General features: G+C 71.0%; 15 protein-coding genes. 2 read left to right on the forward strand and 13 right to left on the reverse strand.

Annotation, left to right across the window (positions count from 1 at the left end; genetic code table 11):
- Positions 1–93 precede the first annotated feature (93 nt).
- Entirely contained in the window at positions 94–1,296 is a 1,203-nt protein-coding gene (locus HHX31_RS14895) for an NADH-quinone oxidoreductase subunit D (RefSeq protein WP_169948887.1), read from the forward strand.
- Between the two features lie 4 nt (positions 1,297–1,300).
- Here the strand turns inward: HHX31_RS14895 and HHX31_RS14900 are convergent, their stop codons facing one another.
- From HHX31_RS14900 to dacB, 11 genes are all read right to left on the reverse strand, one after another.
- Entirely contained in the window at positions 1,301–1,750 is a 450-nt protein-coding gene (locus HHX31_RS14900) for a DUF3180 domain-containing protein (RefSeq protein ID WP_169948888.1), read from the reverse strand.
- Between the two features lie 18 nt (positions 1,751–1,768).
- Positions 1,769–2,269 (reverse strand): 2-amino-4-hydroxy-6-hydroxymethyldihydropteridine diphosphokinase, encoded by a 501-nt coding sequence (folK, locus tag HHX31_RS14905; RefSeq protein ID WP_169948889.1) that lies wholly within the window; start codon positions 2,267–2,269, stop codon positions 1,769–1,771.
- On the reverse strand, positions 2,266–2,649 hold the full coding sequence (gene folB, locus HHX31_RS14910) for a dihydroneopterin aldolase (RefSeq protein ID WP_169948890.1): 384 nt from the start codon (positions 2,647–2,649) through the stop codon (positions 2,266–2,268). The genes folK and folB overlap by 4 nt, the downstream gene beginning before the upstream one ends.
- The gene (locus HHX31_RS14915; RefSeq protein ID WP_169948891.1) at positions 2,646–3,074 is read right to left on the reverse strand and encodes a nuclear transport factor 2 family protein; all 429 of its coding nucleotides are present in this window, start codon (positions 3,072–3,074) and stop codon (positions 2,646–2,648) included. The genes folB and HHX31_RS14915 overlap by 4 nt, the downstream gene beginning before the upstream one ends.
- Positions 3,075–3,096: 22 nt before the next feature.
- A complete protein-coding gene (gene folP, locus HHX31_RS14920; protein WP_169948892.1) occupies positions 3,097–3,969 on the reverse strand; it encodes a dihydropteroate synthase in 873 nt (290 codons plus the stop codon).
- A gap of 73 nt (positions 3,970–4,042) precedes the next feature.
- Positions 4,043–4,642, reverse strand: coding sequence for a GTP cyclohydrolase I FolE (folE, locus tag HHX31_RS14925; RefSeq protein ID WP_311931797.1), 600 nt, complete (start codon positions 4,640–4,642; stop codon positions 4,043–4,045).
- A 2-nt stretch (positions 4,643–4,644) separates the two neighbouring features.
- Positions 4,645–6,651 carry an ATP-dependent zinc metalloprotease FtsH gene (gene ftsH / locus HHX31_RS14930; RefSeq protein WP_169948893.1) on the reverse strand — a complete coding sequence of 669 codons (2,007 nt, stop codon included), beginning with the start codon at positions 6,649–6,651 and terminating at the stop codon, positions 4,645–4,647.
- Between the two features lie 268 nt (positions 6,652–6,919).
- Positions 6,920–7,477, reverse strand: a complete 558-nt coding sequence (gene hpt, locus HHX31_RS14935; protein WP_396711029.1) for a hypoxanthine phosphoribosyltransferase — start codon at positions 7,475–7,477, stop codon at positions 6,920–6,922.
- Between the two features lie 12 nt (positions 7,478–7,489).
- Entirely contained in the window at positions 7,490–8,500 is a 1,011-nt protein-coding gene (tilS, locus tag HHX31_RS14940; protein ID WP_169948894.1) for a tRNA lysidine(34) synthetase TilS, read from the reverse strand.
- Between the two features lie 188 nt (positions 8,501–8,688).
- Positions 8,689–9,738, reverse strand: coding sequence for a zinc-dependent metalloprotease (locus tag HHX31_RS14945; RefSeq protein WP_169948895.1), 1,050 nt, complete (start codon positions 9,736–9,738; stop codon positions 8,689–8,691).
- Positions 9,739–10,007: 269 nt separating this feature from the next.
- On the reverse strand, positions 10,008–11,393 hold the full coding sequence (gene dacB / locus HHX31_RS14950; RefSeq protein ID WP_311931798.1) for a D-alanyl-D-alanine carboxypeptidase/D-alanyl-D-alanine-endopeptidase: 1,386 nt from the start codon (positions 11,391–11,393) through the stop codon (positions 10,008–10,010).
- Between the two features lie 86 nt (positions 11,394–11,479).
- On the opposite strand from dacB, the gene HHX31_RS14955 reads away from it, so the two are divergent.
- Positions 11,480–11,977, forward strand: coding sequence for an inorganic diphosphatase (locus HHX31_RS14955; protein ID WP_169948896.1), 498 nt, complete (start codon positions 11,480–11,482; stop codon positions 11,975–11,977).
- Here HHX31_RS14955 and HHX31_RS14960 read toward each other — a convergent pair whose 3' ends face one another.
- Both HHX31_RS14960 and HHX31_RS14965 read right to left on the reverse strand, forming a co-directional pair.
- Positions 11,978–13,144, reverse strand: coding sequence for a C40 family peptidase (locus HHX31_RS14960; RefSeq protein ID WP_169948897.1), 1,167 nt, complete (start codon positions 13,142–13,144; stop codon positions 11,978–11,980).
- A gap of 143 nt (positions 13,145–13,287) precedes the next feature.
- Positions 13,288–15,378, reverse strand: a complete 2,091-nt coding sequence (locus HHX31_RS14965) for a sigma-70 family RNA polymerase sigma factor (RefSeq protein ID WP_169948898.1) — start codon at positions 15,376–15,378, stop codon at positions 13,288–13,290.
- Positions 15,379–15,483: the final 105 nt, after the last annotated feature.

Here is a 15,483-nt window from a genome sequence, read left to right on the forward strand (position 1 = left end):
CCCAGTACACAGGCCATCGATGCGACAAACTACAAGATCACGGGGAGGGTGGCGGGGGGAGGTGGGAGGGCGGGGCGTGAAAGCATGGACGACATGACGACCGAGCAGGACGGCGTGCCGACCGGGCAGGAAGGCCGCCGGGAACGCGTCGTGGGGCTCGGCGCGGGAGCCGACGCCGTCCAGGCGAGGGAGCCGGCCACCGAGGACTTGATCCTCGACATGGGCCCCCAGCACCCGTCCACCCACGGCGTGCTGCGGCTGCGGCTCGTCCTCGACGGCGAGCGCATCGCGGCCGCCGAGCCGATCGTCGGCTACATGCACCGCGGCGCGGAGAAGCTCTTCGAGGTGCGCGACTACCGGCAGATCATCGTGCTGGCCAACCGGCACGACTGGCTGTCGGCGTTCGCCAACGAACTGGGCGTCGTGCTCGCGGTCGAACGCATGCTGGGCATGCAGCCGCCGCCCAGGGCGGTGTGGGCCAGGACGCTGCTGGCCGAGCTCAACCGCGTGCTCAGCCACCTGATGTTTCTCGGCAGCTATCCTCTGGAGCTCGGCGCGATCACCGCGGACCTCTATGCCTTCCGCGAGCGCGAGGCCCTGCAGCGCGTCATGGAGGAGATCTCCGGCGGCCGCATGCACTACATGTTCAACCGGGTGGGCGGCCTGAAGGAGGACCTGCCCCTGGGCTGGCTCGACCGGGTCACGGCCGCCGTGGCGGCCGTACGGCGGCGGCTGCCCGACATCGAGGAACTGATCTCCGGCAACGAGCTCTTCCTGGCCCGCACCCGCGGCGTCGGCGTGCTCGACCGCGAGACGATCATGCAGTACGGCGTGAGCGGCCCGATCGCGCGCGCCTCGGGAGTGGACTTCGACCTGCGGCGCGACGAGCCCTACCTCGCGTACGGCGAGCTGCCGGTGAAGGTCGTGACCCGGTCGGCCGGGGACTGCCAGGCCAGGTTCCAGGTGCTGCTCGACCAGGTCAAGGTCTCTCTCGACCTGGCCGACGCCTGCGTGGAGCGCCTGCGGCACCTGCCGCCCGGGCCGATCAACCAGCGGCTGCCCAAGGTGCTGAAGGCGCCGGAGGGTCACACGTACGCCTGGACGGAGAACCCGCTCGGCCTGAACGGCTACTACCTCGTGTCGCGGGGTGAGAAGACGCCGTGGCGGCTCAAGCTGCGCAGCGCATCCTTCAACAACGTCCAGGCGCTGCGGGAGACGCTGCCGGGCAACCTGGTCTCCGACCTGGTGGCGATCCTCGGCTCGATGTTCTTCGTGGTGGGCGACATCGACAAATAGCCGGTCAGGTCTCCCCGGAGGGCTTGCCCGGCACCCGGCAGCAGTGTTCGAGGAACAGCGCCGCGCAGACCAGGATCACGCAGGCCACGAACGACCCGCCTCCGACGAGGGCGTCCTGCCGGGGCTTGTCCAGGTCGAGCAGGTCCAGCACGCGCAGCACGAACCCGGCGAAGACCCCGCCGGACGCCGCTCCCGCGTACGCCGTGGCCTTGGCCAGCGCCGCGAGGCGGGCGACGGCGAGCGGCTCGACGGGTTTGGTGCCGGGGCGGCGGAGGATCCTCGCCCGGGTCAGCCAGCCCGTGTACGCCTCGCCGACGGCCAGCAGCAGCGTGGTGGGGATGGCGGTCCACGGCAGGGTCGGCAACGCGGAGTAGAACTGCCGCAACAGGCCCCACGTGAGCAGGGCGAACACGGCGACCAGACCGACGAGCACGCCGGGATTGCTGGGCTTCACGCGGGCACTCCTCGTCGGTCAGACCGGGGGTTCGAGCACGAGGTCGGTGCGGAGCCGTACCCCGCTCTGGTCCATGTCGGCGAGCAGGGCCGCGACCGAGCCACGACCGGGCAGCACCGCCCCCGGGTCGGCCTGCGCCCACGGGACCAGGACGAACGCCCGCTCGTGCGCCCGGGGGTGGGGGAGCGTGAGCTCGGGGTCGTCGGACATCAGGGTGCCGACCGCGATGATGTCCACGTCGAGCGTCCTGGGACCCCACCGCTCCACGCGCTCGCGGCCGAAGGCGTTCTCGACGCTCTGCGCGCGGTCGAGCAGCGCGCGGGGGTCGAGCATGCTCTCGGCGACGACCACGGCGTTCAGGTACGGACCCTGCTCGGGGCCGCCGACCGGATCGGTCTCGTAGACCGGCGACGCCGCCACGAACGTGAGCCCGGGGGCGTCGAACAGCGAGTCGAGCGCCCCCTGGAGGTTGTCGATGCGGCGGCCGAGGTTGCTGCCGAGCGCGATCACGACTCTCATGCGCGCCCCCTTCTGATCGTCACCACCACGTCGCCGAACGGCAGCGGGATGGGCGCCGCCGGTTTGTGCACGCTGACCTCGACCTCCTCGACGAGCCGGTGGGCCAGGCAGGTCGCGGCCAGCCGTTCGGCGAGGGTCTCGATGAGGTTGACCGGCTCGCCTTCCACGACGCGGACGAGCTCGGCCGCCAGCGCCCCGTAGTCGACCGTGAGGGTCAGGTCGTCGGCCGCGGCCGCCGGAGCCGTGTCGAAGTGCAGGGCGACGTCGATCACGAACTCCTGGCCGAGCTCACGCTCGGCGGGCAGGCAGCCGTGCCTGCCGCGGGCCCGCAGGCCCGTCAGACGCACGCTGTCGCGACTGGTCGCCGGCCGCGTCGTCAATGCTCCTGCTCCTCGTCGTCCTCGTCGTCGCTCTGGAGGACCGGCGAGCCGTGGTAGAGCCACAGCCGCCACCCGGTCCCGGTGCGCACGTACGTGCTGGAGGCGACGACCCGGCCGGCCGCGAAGCCCGGCTCGTCGGTGTCGGCGGCCGTCAGGATGTTCTCCGCGCAGGTGACCACGGCGACGTCCCCGAGCAGGGTCGTCTGCACGTCGGTCAGCACGAACTGGATGTACGGCGTGTTCGCCATGATCAGCGCCCATGAGCGGAGCACTTCCGCCCGCCCGCTCAGCATCGGCCAGCCGGGGTGGACGCACATGGCCGGACGTCCGGGGACGTCCTCGATCCAGATCTCCGACATCGTGTCGAGGTCGCCGCTCTCGATCGCGTTGTAGAACGCCTCGTTGAGCTCCTCGATGTCCTTCATGGGCGTCCCTGTCGGCATGTAGTCACCGGCCCTCGTCAGCGTGTCGTACGCCTGCTGCCCGCCAGGCGGCGGCCACACGCACCGCGTCCGCGTTCGGCCGCACCCGGTGCACGCGCACGCACCAGGCGCCGGCTTGGGCCGCGAGCGCGGTGACGGCGAGCGTGGCGTCGTCGCTGCCGTCGAATGGCCTGGGCTCGCCGTCCGGCCCCGCCAGCAGCCGGCCGAGGAAGCGTTTGCGCGACGCTCCGACCAGCAGCGGACGGCCGAGGCGGCTCAGCTCGCCGATCCCGGCGAGCACGGCCCAGTTGTGCTCGGCGTGCTTGGAGAACCCGAGGCCGGGATCGAGCACGATCTGCTCCTCCCGTACGCCCTCGGCCAGCACGGAGTCGACCCTTTTGCGTAGTTCTTCCGCCACCTCGGTCACGACGTCGCCGTAGATGGCCCGGCTCTCCATGTCGCGGCTGTGCCCGCGCCAGTGCATCACGACGTACGGCACGCCGGTCGCGGCGACCACCCGCGGCATCGCCGGGTCGGCCAGCCCGCCGCTCACGTCGTTGACGAGCTTCGCCCCGGCCTCGACGGCCGCCTCGGCCACCTCGGCTCGCATGGTGTCGACGCTGACGGTCACGCCCTCCTGGCTGAGCGCGCGGATCACCGGCTCGACGCGGCGGAGCTCTTCCTCCAGCGAGACGCGGGCCGCGCCGGGACGGGTGGACTCGCCGCCCACGTCCACGATGTCGGCGCCCTCGGCCACCAGGTCGAGGCCGTGCCTGATCGCCACTCGGGCGTCGAACCACTGCCCGCCGTCGGAGAAGGAGTCGGGGGTCACGTTGACCACGCCCATGACCAGGCACCGCCCAGAGTCGGGCATACCAGGCACACTTGCTGCGGTCATGGGGTCAAGACTAGTGCCATGAGGCGAGGTGCCCACCGGGCAGGAGCGCCGTCCCAAGAGGCCTCGCCCGCGCTCAGCCGCGCAGGATCAGCGACATGGCCTCGGCCCTGGTCGCGTCACAGGTGCGGAAGTCGCCGCGTACGGCCGAGGTGAGCGTCTTCGCCCCGGGCTTACGCACACCGCGCATGGTCATGCACATGTGCTCGGCCTCGATCACCACGATCACCCCCCGAGGTTCGAGGACCTTCATCAGCCCGTCGGCGATCTGGGAGGTCATCCGCTCCTGGACCTGCGGCCGGCGGGCGTAGACGTCCACCAGCCTGGCCAGCTTGGACAGGCCGGTGATGCGCCCCTTCTCGTTCGGGGTGTAACCGACGTGGGCCACGCCGTGGAAGGGGAGCAGATGGTGCTCGCAGGTGGACATCACCTCGATGTCCTTCACAAGCACCATCTCGTCGTGGTCGGCGTCGAACATTGTGGTCAGCGCGTCCTCGGGCCGCTGGCCCAGACCGGCGAACTGCTCGGCGAACGCCCTGGCCACCCGGGCGGGGGTGTTCCGGAGCCCGTCGCGATCGGGGTCCTCCCCGATCGCGAACAGGATCTCCCGGACCGCCTTCTCGATCCGATCGTGGTCGAAACCGGCGTGCGGCGTCACCACGTGGCTTTCGGCCACCGTCAGGCCTCGTCCCGCTGCGTCGACTGGTCGTTGGCCCACGGCGTCGCGCCGGAGCCGCCCGCGGGCAGCGCCTGGCCGTTGCCGTTGGCGCGCTCCTTGGGGGTGATGACGGGAGGACGGTCGGACGGCAGGCGCTTGCCGTATCCGGCGTACGAGGGCCGCTTCTCCCTCGTCACGATGGGCGAGAAGATCTCGAGGACCTGCTCGCGGGAGAGGGTCTCCTTCTCCATCAGTTCGAGCACGAGGTTGTCGAGCACGTCACGGTACTGGACGAGGATCTCCCACGCCTGGTCGTGCGCGCTCTCGATGAGGCGGCGGACCTCCTCGTCGATCGCCGAGGCGATCTGCTCGGAATAGTCGCGCTCGTGACCCATCTCGCGGCCGAGGAAGACCTCGCCGTTGCCGCTGCCGAACTTACGGGCGCCGAGCCGCTCGCTCATGCCGTACTCGGTGACCATACGGCGGGCGATCGACGTCGCCTTCTCGATGTCGTTGGACGCGCCGGTGGTGGGCTCGTGGAAGACGAGCTCCTCCGCGGTGCGGCCGCCGAGCAGCATGGCGAGCTGGTCCATCATCTCGGACCGGGTCGCCAGGAACTTGTCCTCCATGGGCAGCGTCATCGTGTAACCGAGAGCGCGGCCGCGGGACAGAATCGTGATCTTGTGGACCGGGTCGGAGTTGGGCAGCGCGTGGGCCACCAGGGCGTGACCGCCCTCGTGGTAGGCGATGATCTTCTTCTCCTGGTCCGACATGACCCGCGACTTGCGCTCGGGACCGGCCATCACGCGGTCGATCGACTCCTCGAGAGTCGCCATCGTGATGAGCTTCTGGTCCTGGCGGGCGGTCAGCAGGGCCGCCTCGTTGATCACGTTGGCGAGGTCGGCGCCGGTGAAGCCGGGGGTCCTGCGGGCGATCACGTCCAGGTCGACGTCCGAGTCGAACGGCTTGCCGCGGCCGTGGACGCGCAGGATGCCCTTGCGGCCCTCCAGGTCGGGCCGGTCGATGACGACCTGCCGGTCGAAGCGGCCGGGACGCAGCAGGGCGGGGTCGAGGATGTCGGGGCGGTTGGTGGCGGCGATGAGGATCACACCGCCCTTGACGTCGAAGCCGTCCATCTCGACGAGAAGCTGGTTCAGCGTCTGCTCACGCTCGTCGTGGCCGCCGCCGAGGCCCGCGCCACGGTGCCGGCCGACGGCGTCGATCTCGTCGATGAAGATGATCGCCGGGGCGTTCGCCTTGGCCTGCTCGAACAGGTCGCGGACGCGGGAGGCGCCGACGCCGACGAACATCTCGACGAAGTCGGAACCGGAGATCGAGTAGAACGGCACGCCCGCCTCACCCGCGACGGCGCGGGCGAGCAGGGTCTTGCCGGTTCCGGGCGGGCCGTACAGCAGCACGCCCTTGGGGATCTTCGCGCCGATCGCCTGGAACTTGGCCGGTGCCTGGAGGAACTCCTTGATCTCCTGGAGCTCCTCGATGGCCTCGTCGGCACCCGCGACGTCGGCGAAGGTGGTCTTCGGGGTGTCCTTGGTGATCAGCTTCGCCCGGGACTTGCCGAAGTTCATGACCCGGGAGCCGCCACCCTGCATCTGGTTCATGATGAACAGGAAGAGCAGGACGACGATGATGATCGGCAGGAAGCTGACCAGCAGGCTCACCAGGAAGTTCTGCTTGGGCACCTCGACCGTCCAGCCCTGGCTGGGCTTGGCCTGTTCGAGCGCCTGCGCGAGCTGGACGCCCTGACCCTCGACCCAGGGGGCCTGGATCCGGTCGGTCTTCTTGCCCGCGACCTCGATGGGCTTGTTCAGAGTCAGCTCGACGCGCTGGTCCTTGTCGACGACGGTCGCGCTCTTGACATTGCCCTGCTGGATCTGCTGGACGACCGTCGACGTGTCAGCGGTGGCGTAGTTGCCGTCTCCGCCGAACATCGTGGTGACGAGCAGAAGAAGCAATACGACGCCCAGGATCCACAGCAGTGGGCCACGTGTAAATCGCTTGAGATCCATCCGTTGCGGAACCCCGGCGGGCCCGTTCCTTCCTGACCAAGGCCTGCCCCGGGAGAACCCGGGGTCGCGGCATCCCTTACCGCTCCTTCGCACTACCGCGGGCCGGCCTCAGTGGCATCCCACGGATATCCGAAGGTACACCCGGCAGCCGCGTCGGGTAACTGCCCGAGCGGCTCCGGCTTTGCCCTTCCAACGTACGTCAGCCAACCCCGTGTTCCCCGACCCGGCGCCCAATAACGCACGATTCGAGGGTCACTTCGCTAAGGGCTTACTCCCCTCCGTACACATGAGGCGCAAGAGTCCCGATGAACGGGAGGTTGCGATAGCGCTCGGCGTAATCGAGGCCGTAGCCGATGACGAACTCGCTGGGGATGTCAAAGCCCACGTAACGGACGTCCAAATCCACCTTTACCGAGTCCGGCTTGCGCAGCAGGGTGCAGATCTCCACGGACGCCGGGTTGCGCGACTTCAGGTTGTTCATCAGCCACGAGAGCGTCAGCCCGGAGTCGATGATGTCCTCGACCACGAGCACGTGCCGGCCCGCGATGTCGGTGTCGAGGTCCTTCAGCACCCGCACCACACCGGACGACTTCGTCCCCGCGCCGTACGACGAGACGGCCATCCAGTCCATCTGCACGGGTACGTGCAGCGCGCGCGCGAGGTCGGCCATGACCATGACCGCGCCCTTGAGCACGCCGACTATCAACAGTTCGCCGCCTGCGTAGTCGGCGTCGATCCGGCCCGCCAGTTCCTTGATCTTCTCCTGCAACTCCTCTTCGGAGATGAGCACTCTGGAGAGATCCCTACCCATGTCGGATGCGTCCACCTGGGGTTTTCCTTACGCGAGCGAGAGGTTGTCCACGGCGAACACAAGGGTGCCACAGCGCCTGACCACCCCGACCCCCCCGGGTAGGTCCACCCCCTTCTGCCCATGCCAGCCGGTCACCAGCCGCTCGACCGCCTCGATGTGCACCGCCGCGAGCGCGGCGGCGTGCGCCCCCGCCTCGACGGCCGCCCGCTGGATGACCCGCCGCCGCACCGCTCCGGGCACGCCGGCCAGCACGGAGACGTCCAGTTCCCCGCCAGGCCCCCGCGACGCCGCGTGGACGCTTTCTGCCCATTCGTCCAGCGCGTCGGCGTCGTCCCGGCACAACCGCGCCGTACGGGCCAGCGCCTCGGCGATCCCCGGCCCCAGCGCCGCCTCCAGCGCCGGAAGCGCGTCGTGCCGCACCCGGACCCTGGCGTACGCCGGATCGTCGTTGTGCGGGTCGTCCCAGGGCCGCAGGCCGAGCGCGTCGCACGCCTGCCTCGTCCGCGCGCGGCCGAGCCCGAGCAGAGGGCGCCGGTAGATTCCGGTGATCTCCGCCATGCCGGACAGGGAGCGCGTGCCGCTGCCGCGCGCCAGGCGCAGCAGCACGGTCTCCGCCTGGTCGTCACGGGTGTGGCCGAGCAGGACCGCGGCGGCGCCCAGCCGGCCGGCCGCGGCGGACAGCGCCGCGTAGCGGGCCTCCCGCGCCGCCGCCTCGGGGCCTCCGTCCGTGCCGACCGTGACGACCAGCGCCTCGGCCGGGTCGAGACCGAGCGAGCGCGCGAGCCGTACGACGTCGTGGGCCCGCCCTGCCGAGCCCTCCTGCAGCCCGTGGTCGACGGTCAGCAGCCCGGCGCGCAGGCCGAGGCGCGGCGCCGCGAAGGCGGTGGCCGCCGCCAGCGCCAGCGAGTCCGCGCCGCCGCTGCAGGCGACGAGGACGAGCGGACCCGACGGCTCCGCCGCCCCCCGGGGCGCGGCGAGGTCCGCGAGCGAGAGCCGTACGGCACGGCGGACGTCGGCGACGGCGGGATGCGGGCCCATGCGGCCATTCTGGCGGTGCCGCCCGTGGGCCGGGCAACTTCCCGGCCCGGCGACTGCATGATCACGACAGGCGTCGGCCCAGGTCAGCCCGGAGGTGTCCGGTTTATCGCATGATCACGAAGGGATGCGCCGCAGGTCAGGGGGGATCCCTGCGACAAACTACAAGATCACGTTGGTGGGGTGGGGGGTTAGGTGGAGGTGAGGACGCGGGACATCCAGGCGTGCGGGTCGGCGATCTCCTGGCGGTCGGGCAGGGTCTCGGGCGAGGTCCACACCTTGTTGAACGACTCCATGCCCGCCTCGTCCACCACGGTGCGCACGAAATGGGAGCCCTCGGCGTACTGCTTCATCTTGAGCTCGATGCCGAGCAGCCGGCGGACGAGTTGGTCGAAGCGAGATCCGCCCTCGCGGCGGCGCTGGAACTTGGCGCGGATGTCGGCCACAGACGGCACGACGGAGGGGCCCACCGCGTCCATGACGTAGTCGCCGTGCCCCTCCACGAGGGTCATCACGGCGGTCACCCGGTCGAGCACGGCCTTCTGCTCGGGCGTCTGGATGGCCTCGATGAGGTTGCCCTCGCCGCCTCTGAACGCGTCGGCCACCGCGTCGGAGGCGGCCCGCAGGCGCTCCAGCAGGGTCGTCAGGTCCATCTCGGACGCGAGGAGAAACTCGGTCATCTGGCCGCGGACGTACTCCCTGAGCCAGGGGACGCCGGTGAACTGCACGCGGTGGGTCTCCTCGTGCAGGCACACCCACAGGCGGAAGTCACGGGGGTCGACGCCCAGTTCGCGCTCGGCGTGGACGATGTTGGGCGCCACCAGCGTCAGCCGCCCGGTCGGGGCGTTGCCCGAGGGGTCGGGCGGGAGGAACAGCTCGTACTGCCCGAGCACGCGCGAGGCGAGGAACGCCAGCACCGCGCCGACCTCGAGCCCGGTGATGCGCGAGCCGACCGCGCCGACGACCGCCGGCATGTTCGACATCTTCTGCGTAAGCGGCTCCAGGACCACCCGGAACCCGTCCACGTTCGCCCGGATCCACCCGGGGCGGTCGACGACGGTCGCCTCCTCCGGCGGCGCCGAGTCGATGCGGGTGAAGTCCCGCACGTGCCCCTCGGCGTCCCGCGACAACCGCCGCAGTTCGAGGACCGCCTGCCTGGCCTCCTCACGGCTCACCTGAGGGCCGGGCCGCACGAGACGCACCCCGGTAGAGACGGCCAGATCCCAGTCGATCACCTGCATACCCACCACCGTACGTTCTCCGCCCTCCCCCCGCGCATATGGTCCTGTGAGGGGTGCCGTGTCTGGACTGAGGAGCGCGCGCAGCGAGGTACGAGCGAGCACGCACCGAGGGAAGACAGGGCTTATAGCGCCCCGAGCCGCCACGCCGAAGGCGGGGCAAACAAGCACAGAGGGGTGCCGTGTCTGGACTGAGGAGCGCGCGCAGCGAGGTACGAGCGAGCACGCACCGAGGGACCTACCCAACGCGCCCCGAACCACCACCCGGAGGCTCAGCTCTGGGAGACGATCGTGGCCATCTTGTCGAGCGCGGCGATCGCCTCCGGCGGGTTGGCCACCCGGTCGGCCATGAACGCGAAGGTCAGCAGCCGCCCGTCGGTCGTGTAGGCGATGCCCGCCAGGGTGTTCACCCCGTCCAGGGTGCCCGTCTTCGCGCGGACCAGTCCGGCGCCCGGTTTCGAGTCGGACTTCCCGTAACGGTCGTGCAGCGTCCCGGTGAATCCCGCGACGGGCAGGCCGCTGATCAGCGAGTGCAACTCCGGATGGGCGGGAGACGCCGCCACGGCGAGGATGTGGGCGAGGGCGGCCGGCGTGATCCGGTTCTTCGTGGAGAGCCCGCTGCCATCGGTGACCTCCACTTTCTCATTCACGCCGAGGCGGGTGAGCACGCGCCCGACCGCCGTGGGCACGCTCTCGAAGCTGTGCGGGAGTCCTTCCTTCACGGCCGCGTGGCGGGCGAGCGCCTCGGCGAGGTCGTTGTCGCTGTGCGTGAGCATCCGCTCGACGAGCGCGTAGACCGGGCCCGACTCGACCCGGGCCAGTTCCCGCGCGGTGGGCGCCGCCTTGGCCGTGTCGACCTTCTTGCCCACCTTGATGCCGTTCTTCCCGAGCAGCGAGGCGAAGGCGTCAGCGGTGGCCCGTGCCGGGTCCGGGTAGGGCGCGCCGTTGCGCGCCCGGCCCTCGTCCATCGTGAGCGCGGCCACGGGCGCGACGCTGCCCTCCGGGATGTACGTCGGCTTCCAGCCCGGCGCGGTCCGTGGCCCGGTGAAAAGCGAGGTGTCGTACGACAGGTCGACCGAGGTGATCTTCGCCGCCTTGAGCGCCTTGGCCGTGCTCGACGCGAGCCGGGCGAGCGACGCGGGCCTCGGGTAGGTGGCCCGCTGCTCGGCGGCGCTCGTGGCCGGGCCGGCCAGGGTGGGATCGCCGCCGCCGACCAGGACGATCGATCCGGCGGTGCTCCCCTGTACGACCCGGGTGGCCAGGCGGGCGTCCGGCCCCACGGTGGCCAGCACCGTCAGGGCGGTGACGACCTTGGTGGTGGAGGCGGGGGTGATGGCGGTGCCGGAACGGCCGTCGTATATGGGTTGTCCCGTGAGTGCGTCGAAAACGATCCCGGCCACGCTGCCGCCCAGTGCGGGGTCACCCATGGCAGCGGCGAGCCGCGTGGTCAAAGTACCCTTGGCGGGGAGAGCCCCGCCCCCCGCCGCGGCCAGAACCGGACCCGCGGTCACCAGGGGGACCGGGGTCGGCTTCGGGGACGCGACCGGAGCCGGGTTCCTGTCGGCGTCATGGGTGACCCAATAAGCGCCCGCGAGGACGACGAATATCTGCAGCAGGGCGAGGGTGGCCACCACCATCCACCGCTCACGTCGCACCACTACACCCTCATTTCGCGCCGACCCTGAACACGCCTACGAGACATTAACGCCCACCCGGGAGACCGGGGACTCATGCGGAGGAACGAGTGGAGTTCGACGTTGTCGTTGAGATTCCCAAGGGACAACGGAACAAGTACGAGGTTGACCACAAGACCGGCCGCATACGTCTGGATCGCCTGCTTTTCACCTCGACCCAGTACCCCGCCGACTACGGGTTCATCGAGAACACCCTCGGCGAGGACGGCGACCCGCTAGACGCGCTCGTGCTGCTCCAGGAGCCGACCTTCCCCGGTTGCCTGATCAGCTGCCGCGCTGTCGGGATGTTCCGGATGACCGACGAGAAGGGCGGCGACGACAAGGTCCTGTGCGTCCCGGCGACCGATCCGCGGATGGAGCACATCCGCGACATCCACCACGTCGCCGAGTTCGACCGGCTGGAGATCCAGCACTTCTTCGAGGTCTACAAGGACCTTGAGCCAGGTAAGTCCGTCGAGGGCGCCAACTGGGTCGGGCGGGTGGAGGCCGAGGCCGAGATCCTCGCCAGCATCAAGCGGTTCCAGGAGACGGAGCACGAGGAGCACTGATCAGCGGGGCCGGGTGGCTCCTACGAGATCGTGGCGCCAGATGGGCGAGATGCGCACCACGTCCCCCGTGCGGGGGGCGTGGACCATCATGCCGCGCCCGAGGTACATGCCCACGTGATGGATGGTGCCGGGATTACGGCTCAACCGGCCGAAGAAGATGAGGTCGCCGGTCTGCAGATCCTTGAGCGGGACGTGCCGTCCCGAGGTCCACTGCGTGCCGGTCCAGTGATCGAGTGACACTCCGGCCCGCTGCCAGGCCCGCATCGTCAGCCCCGAGCAGTCGAACCCCGACGGGCCCGCGGCGGCCCACACGTACGGCTTGCCGATCTGTCTGAGCGCCCATTGGGCGGCGAGCTCGCCGGGCCCCGTCCCGAACCGGCCGGCCCACGCGGGCACCGCCAGGCTTCTGCGCGCGGGGAGTGCCACCCTTCTGGCGGCCTGCCGGGCTTTGGTCCTCGCCTCTTTCAGCTCGTCCACGCGGCCCCGGGCGGCCTCCAGCCGTTTGGAGATCTCCGCTTTCTGCTGCTCTATGCGTTTGGTCTGTTCGAGCTGTGCTTCGACGGCCCGCTGTGCCGCGTCCTTCGCCTGCCGCACCTCGTCGGCGCTGCTTGACTGCTCGGAGTAGGCACGGGCCGCCTGTTCTCGGAGGATCTCGAAGACCTGCTGCGCGTCTTCCAGCCGTTTCAGGGTGGCGGCCTGTTCGTCGCCCAGTTGCGTCAGCACGCTTGCTCTTCGCAGGAAGTCGCGCACGTCGCCCAGACCGCCGAGCATCGCCGCGGTGGACGGCGACAGCCGCAGCCCGCCGTACGCCTCGGCCACCCGCGCCGCCACCTCGCCGCGCAGCCGGTCGACCTCGCCGGCCGCCTGGCGGACCCGCTGCGCCGACTGTTCGTACGCGCTGCGCGCCTGTTCAAGCTGGACGAGTTGGCCGTTGTAGGCCTCCACGAGCCGCTCGGCCTCCGCGTTCAGCGTCTCCTCTTCGGCCTGCGCGGCCGCGAGATCGGCCTCGGCTTTGCCCAGTTCCCTGGCGCGCTCCTGCACCTGCTGCCGCGCCTTGGCGACGTCCTTCGCGGACGGTTTCGGCTCGGCTCCCGCGGGCGCTCCCAAGGTCAGAACCAGAGTTGACCCGAGGCCGGCGACCAGCCCCGACGCTCTGAGGAGTGGCATTACTTCCCCTTCCTTGCTCCACTCCCCTCAGTTCCCGGCGGCTACTCTCCGTACACATTTAAGTCACGCCCAGTAATACACCTGTGTGGCGGGTTGTCCCGATAAGACAGGGAAAGAGGTGGGCCAATGCCCGAAAAGACCCCCTATGTAGCCTTCCGTTCGGGGTCCGTGGCCGGACCGCCACCGCCGGGCGCGGGCCCGGTTCCGCTGTTTCCCGGGCTTCCTGGGCTTCCAGGGCTTCCCGGGCGCCCTCCGGCGGGGTCGCCCCCCGCACCACGAGGTCCGGCGCCGGTTTCCCTGCCACCCTCCCGGGTGGGGCCGCGTCCGCCCTGCGGGGAACCGGCCCAGCCAGGCCCCGGGCCGTCCCGATGCGAGTCGTCACGTCGCGGACCGTCCCGATGTGCGCCGTCCCTGCCCGGCCTGCGGACGGTCGTGCCGCGGTCCTGGCCCTGGCTCTTGCCCACACGCACCGCTCCGCCGTACGGGCCGGGTTTCGGCCTGGCGATGGGGCGGCCGTGGAAGGGCCGGCCCGAGCCCGTGCGCCAGGCTTCGTGCCCGACGCCGTAGCCACCCCTGTAGCCACCCCTGTAGCCACCGCCGTAGCCACCCCCGTAGCCACCGCGTACGGGCGCGCCATGGGCACGTGGGCGCGGGGGTGACGGCGGCCACTCCCGATGAGCATGGGAGTGGTGCTGGTGCTCGCGCCACGGTGGGTGGTGTCCCGGCCAGTGCGCCGGCGGCGGCCCGCCCCTGTGCGGCCGGCCCGGCCATGGACCACCCGGGCCGGGCCCAACCGGGCCCGGACCACCGGAACCAGGACCTCCCGAGCCAGGACCACCCGAGCCAGGACCTCCTGAGCCAGGACCACCGGATCCCTGACCACCGGGGCTGGGCTCCTCGCCGGGGGTGTCCGGCGTGACGGTGGGCACGGGTGTCGGACCCGACGGCGAGACGGCCGGGTCCGAGGCGGTGGCGGACGGCACGCTGGTGGGACGCGCGGACGGCTTCACCGGCGGCGCGGGATGGTGCGGCCGCCCGGTCGTGGGCGGCGCGGGCGGGGGCAGGGGCGCCGGGCGCGGCAGGGCGACCTGCCGCACGGGCGCGACGGGCTCGGCCGGCCCACGGGAGGCCTGGGGCGCCGGCGAGCGCTCCGCGCCTTCGTCGTCCGCGTCCTGCGGCCCGTCCGGCGACCCGGAGCCCGCGGACGGGCCGGCCGGAACCTCCGCCGTGGGAAGGTGGCGCGGGGCGATCGTGTCGGCGGCCTCCTCACGCAGGTCCCCGGCGAACTGGGCGAACACGAGCGCGATCGTCGCCACCGCCGCCAGGGCGGCCACCGCGCCCGCGACGGCCTGAGCCAGCCTGCCCTCCCTGCGGCCCGCCCTCGGGAAGCCCGCGGCGTTGAGCCCGCCCACGCGCTTGGCGACGTACCGCCGGTAGGGGACGAGTTCTGGATCGATGAAGCTGCTGAGCACCCGCACCCGCAGCGTCTCTGGCAGGGCGACCTGAGGGAGCAGGCCGAACACCTTGGCCGCGGAGACCTGCCTGACGCGCTGGAGCCCGCAGACCTCGCACCGGGCGAGGTGCCGGATCAGCTGGGTCCGCTCCTGCGGGGTCAGGTCTCCCGTGAACTCCGCGAGGATGGCGGTGGCACGCTCGCAGTCGTGGGTGGCGCGCCTGGCCAGGATCTCGGCGGTCACCGTCTCGCGCAGGCGTTCCGTGGCCGCGTCGAGAAGCCCTTCGGCGTACCGCTCGCCCGTGCCGAGCACGGCGGCCAGGTCCTGCCCGGCCATCCCGTGCCTGGCCGCGAGTTCGAGCACCTCCCGGTCCTCGGGGGACAACGCCCCCACCGCGCTGCTGGCGACGACGCGGAGGTCGATCTCGGCCGTGTCCACCGTGGCGGCCGTGCCCGCGATGGCGCCGGCGGGGAAGGGCATGGTCGGGACGGGGACCGGCCCGGTCTCCTGCCCGTCCTCGGGTCCGGGCGTGCGGCGGCGCATGCACTCGCCCCTGGCCAGGGCGTACAGCCAGGGACGGAACCTCTGCGGATCGGCCAGCGAGCCGACGAGGGCCTCCGCGGCGATCAGCGTGTCCCGCAGCGCGACCTGGGCGGCGTCGGGGCCGGCCAGCAGGGTGCGGCAGTATCGGTAAAGATTCTCCGCATATATGTCATAAAGGGCGGCCAGCGCTCCCGGATCCCGGGCTCGCAACGCCTCGACCAGGACGCCATCGTTCATATAACGGAGCGTAAATGCTCGGTAACTCCCCGCTCCACCCATTCAGGCGAAGTCGCGCGACTACACGGCAGACTTTTACGCTCCGCCATGCAAACGAACTGCCGC

Source organism: Microbispora sp. H11081, from assembly GCF_012999535.1.
Lineage (GTDB): Bacteria > Actinomycetota > Actinomycetes > Streptosporangiales > Streptosporangiaceae > Microbispora.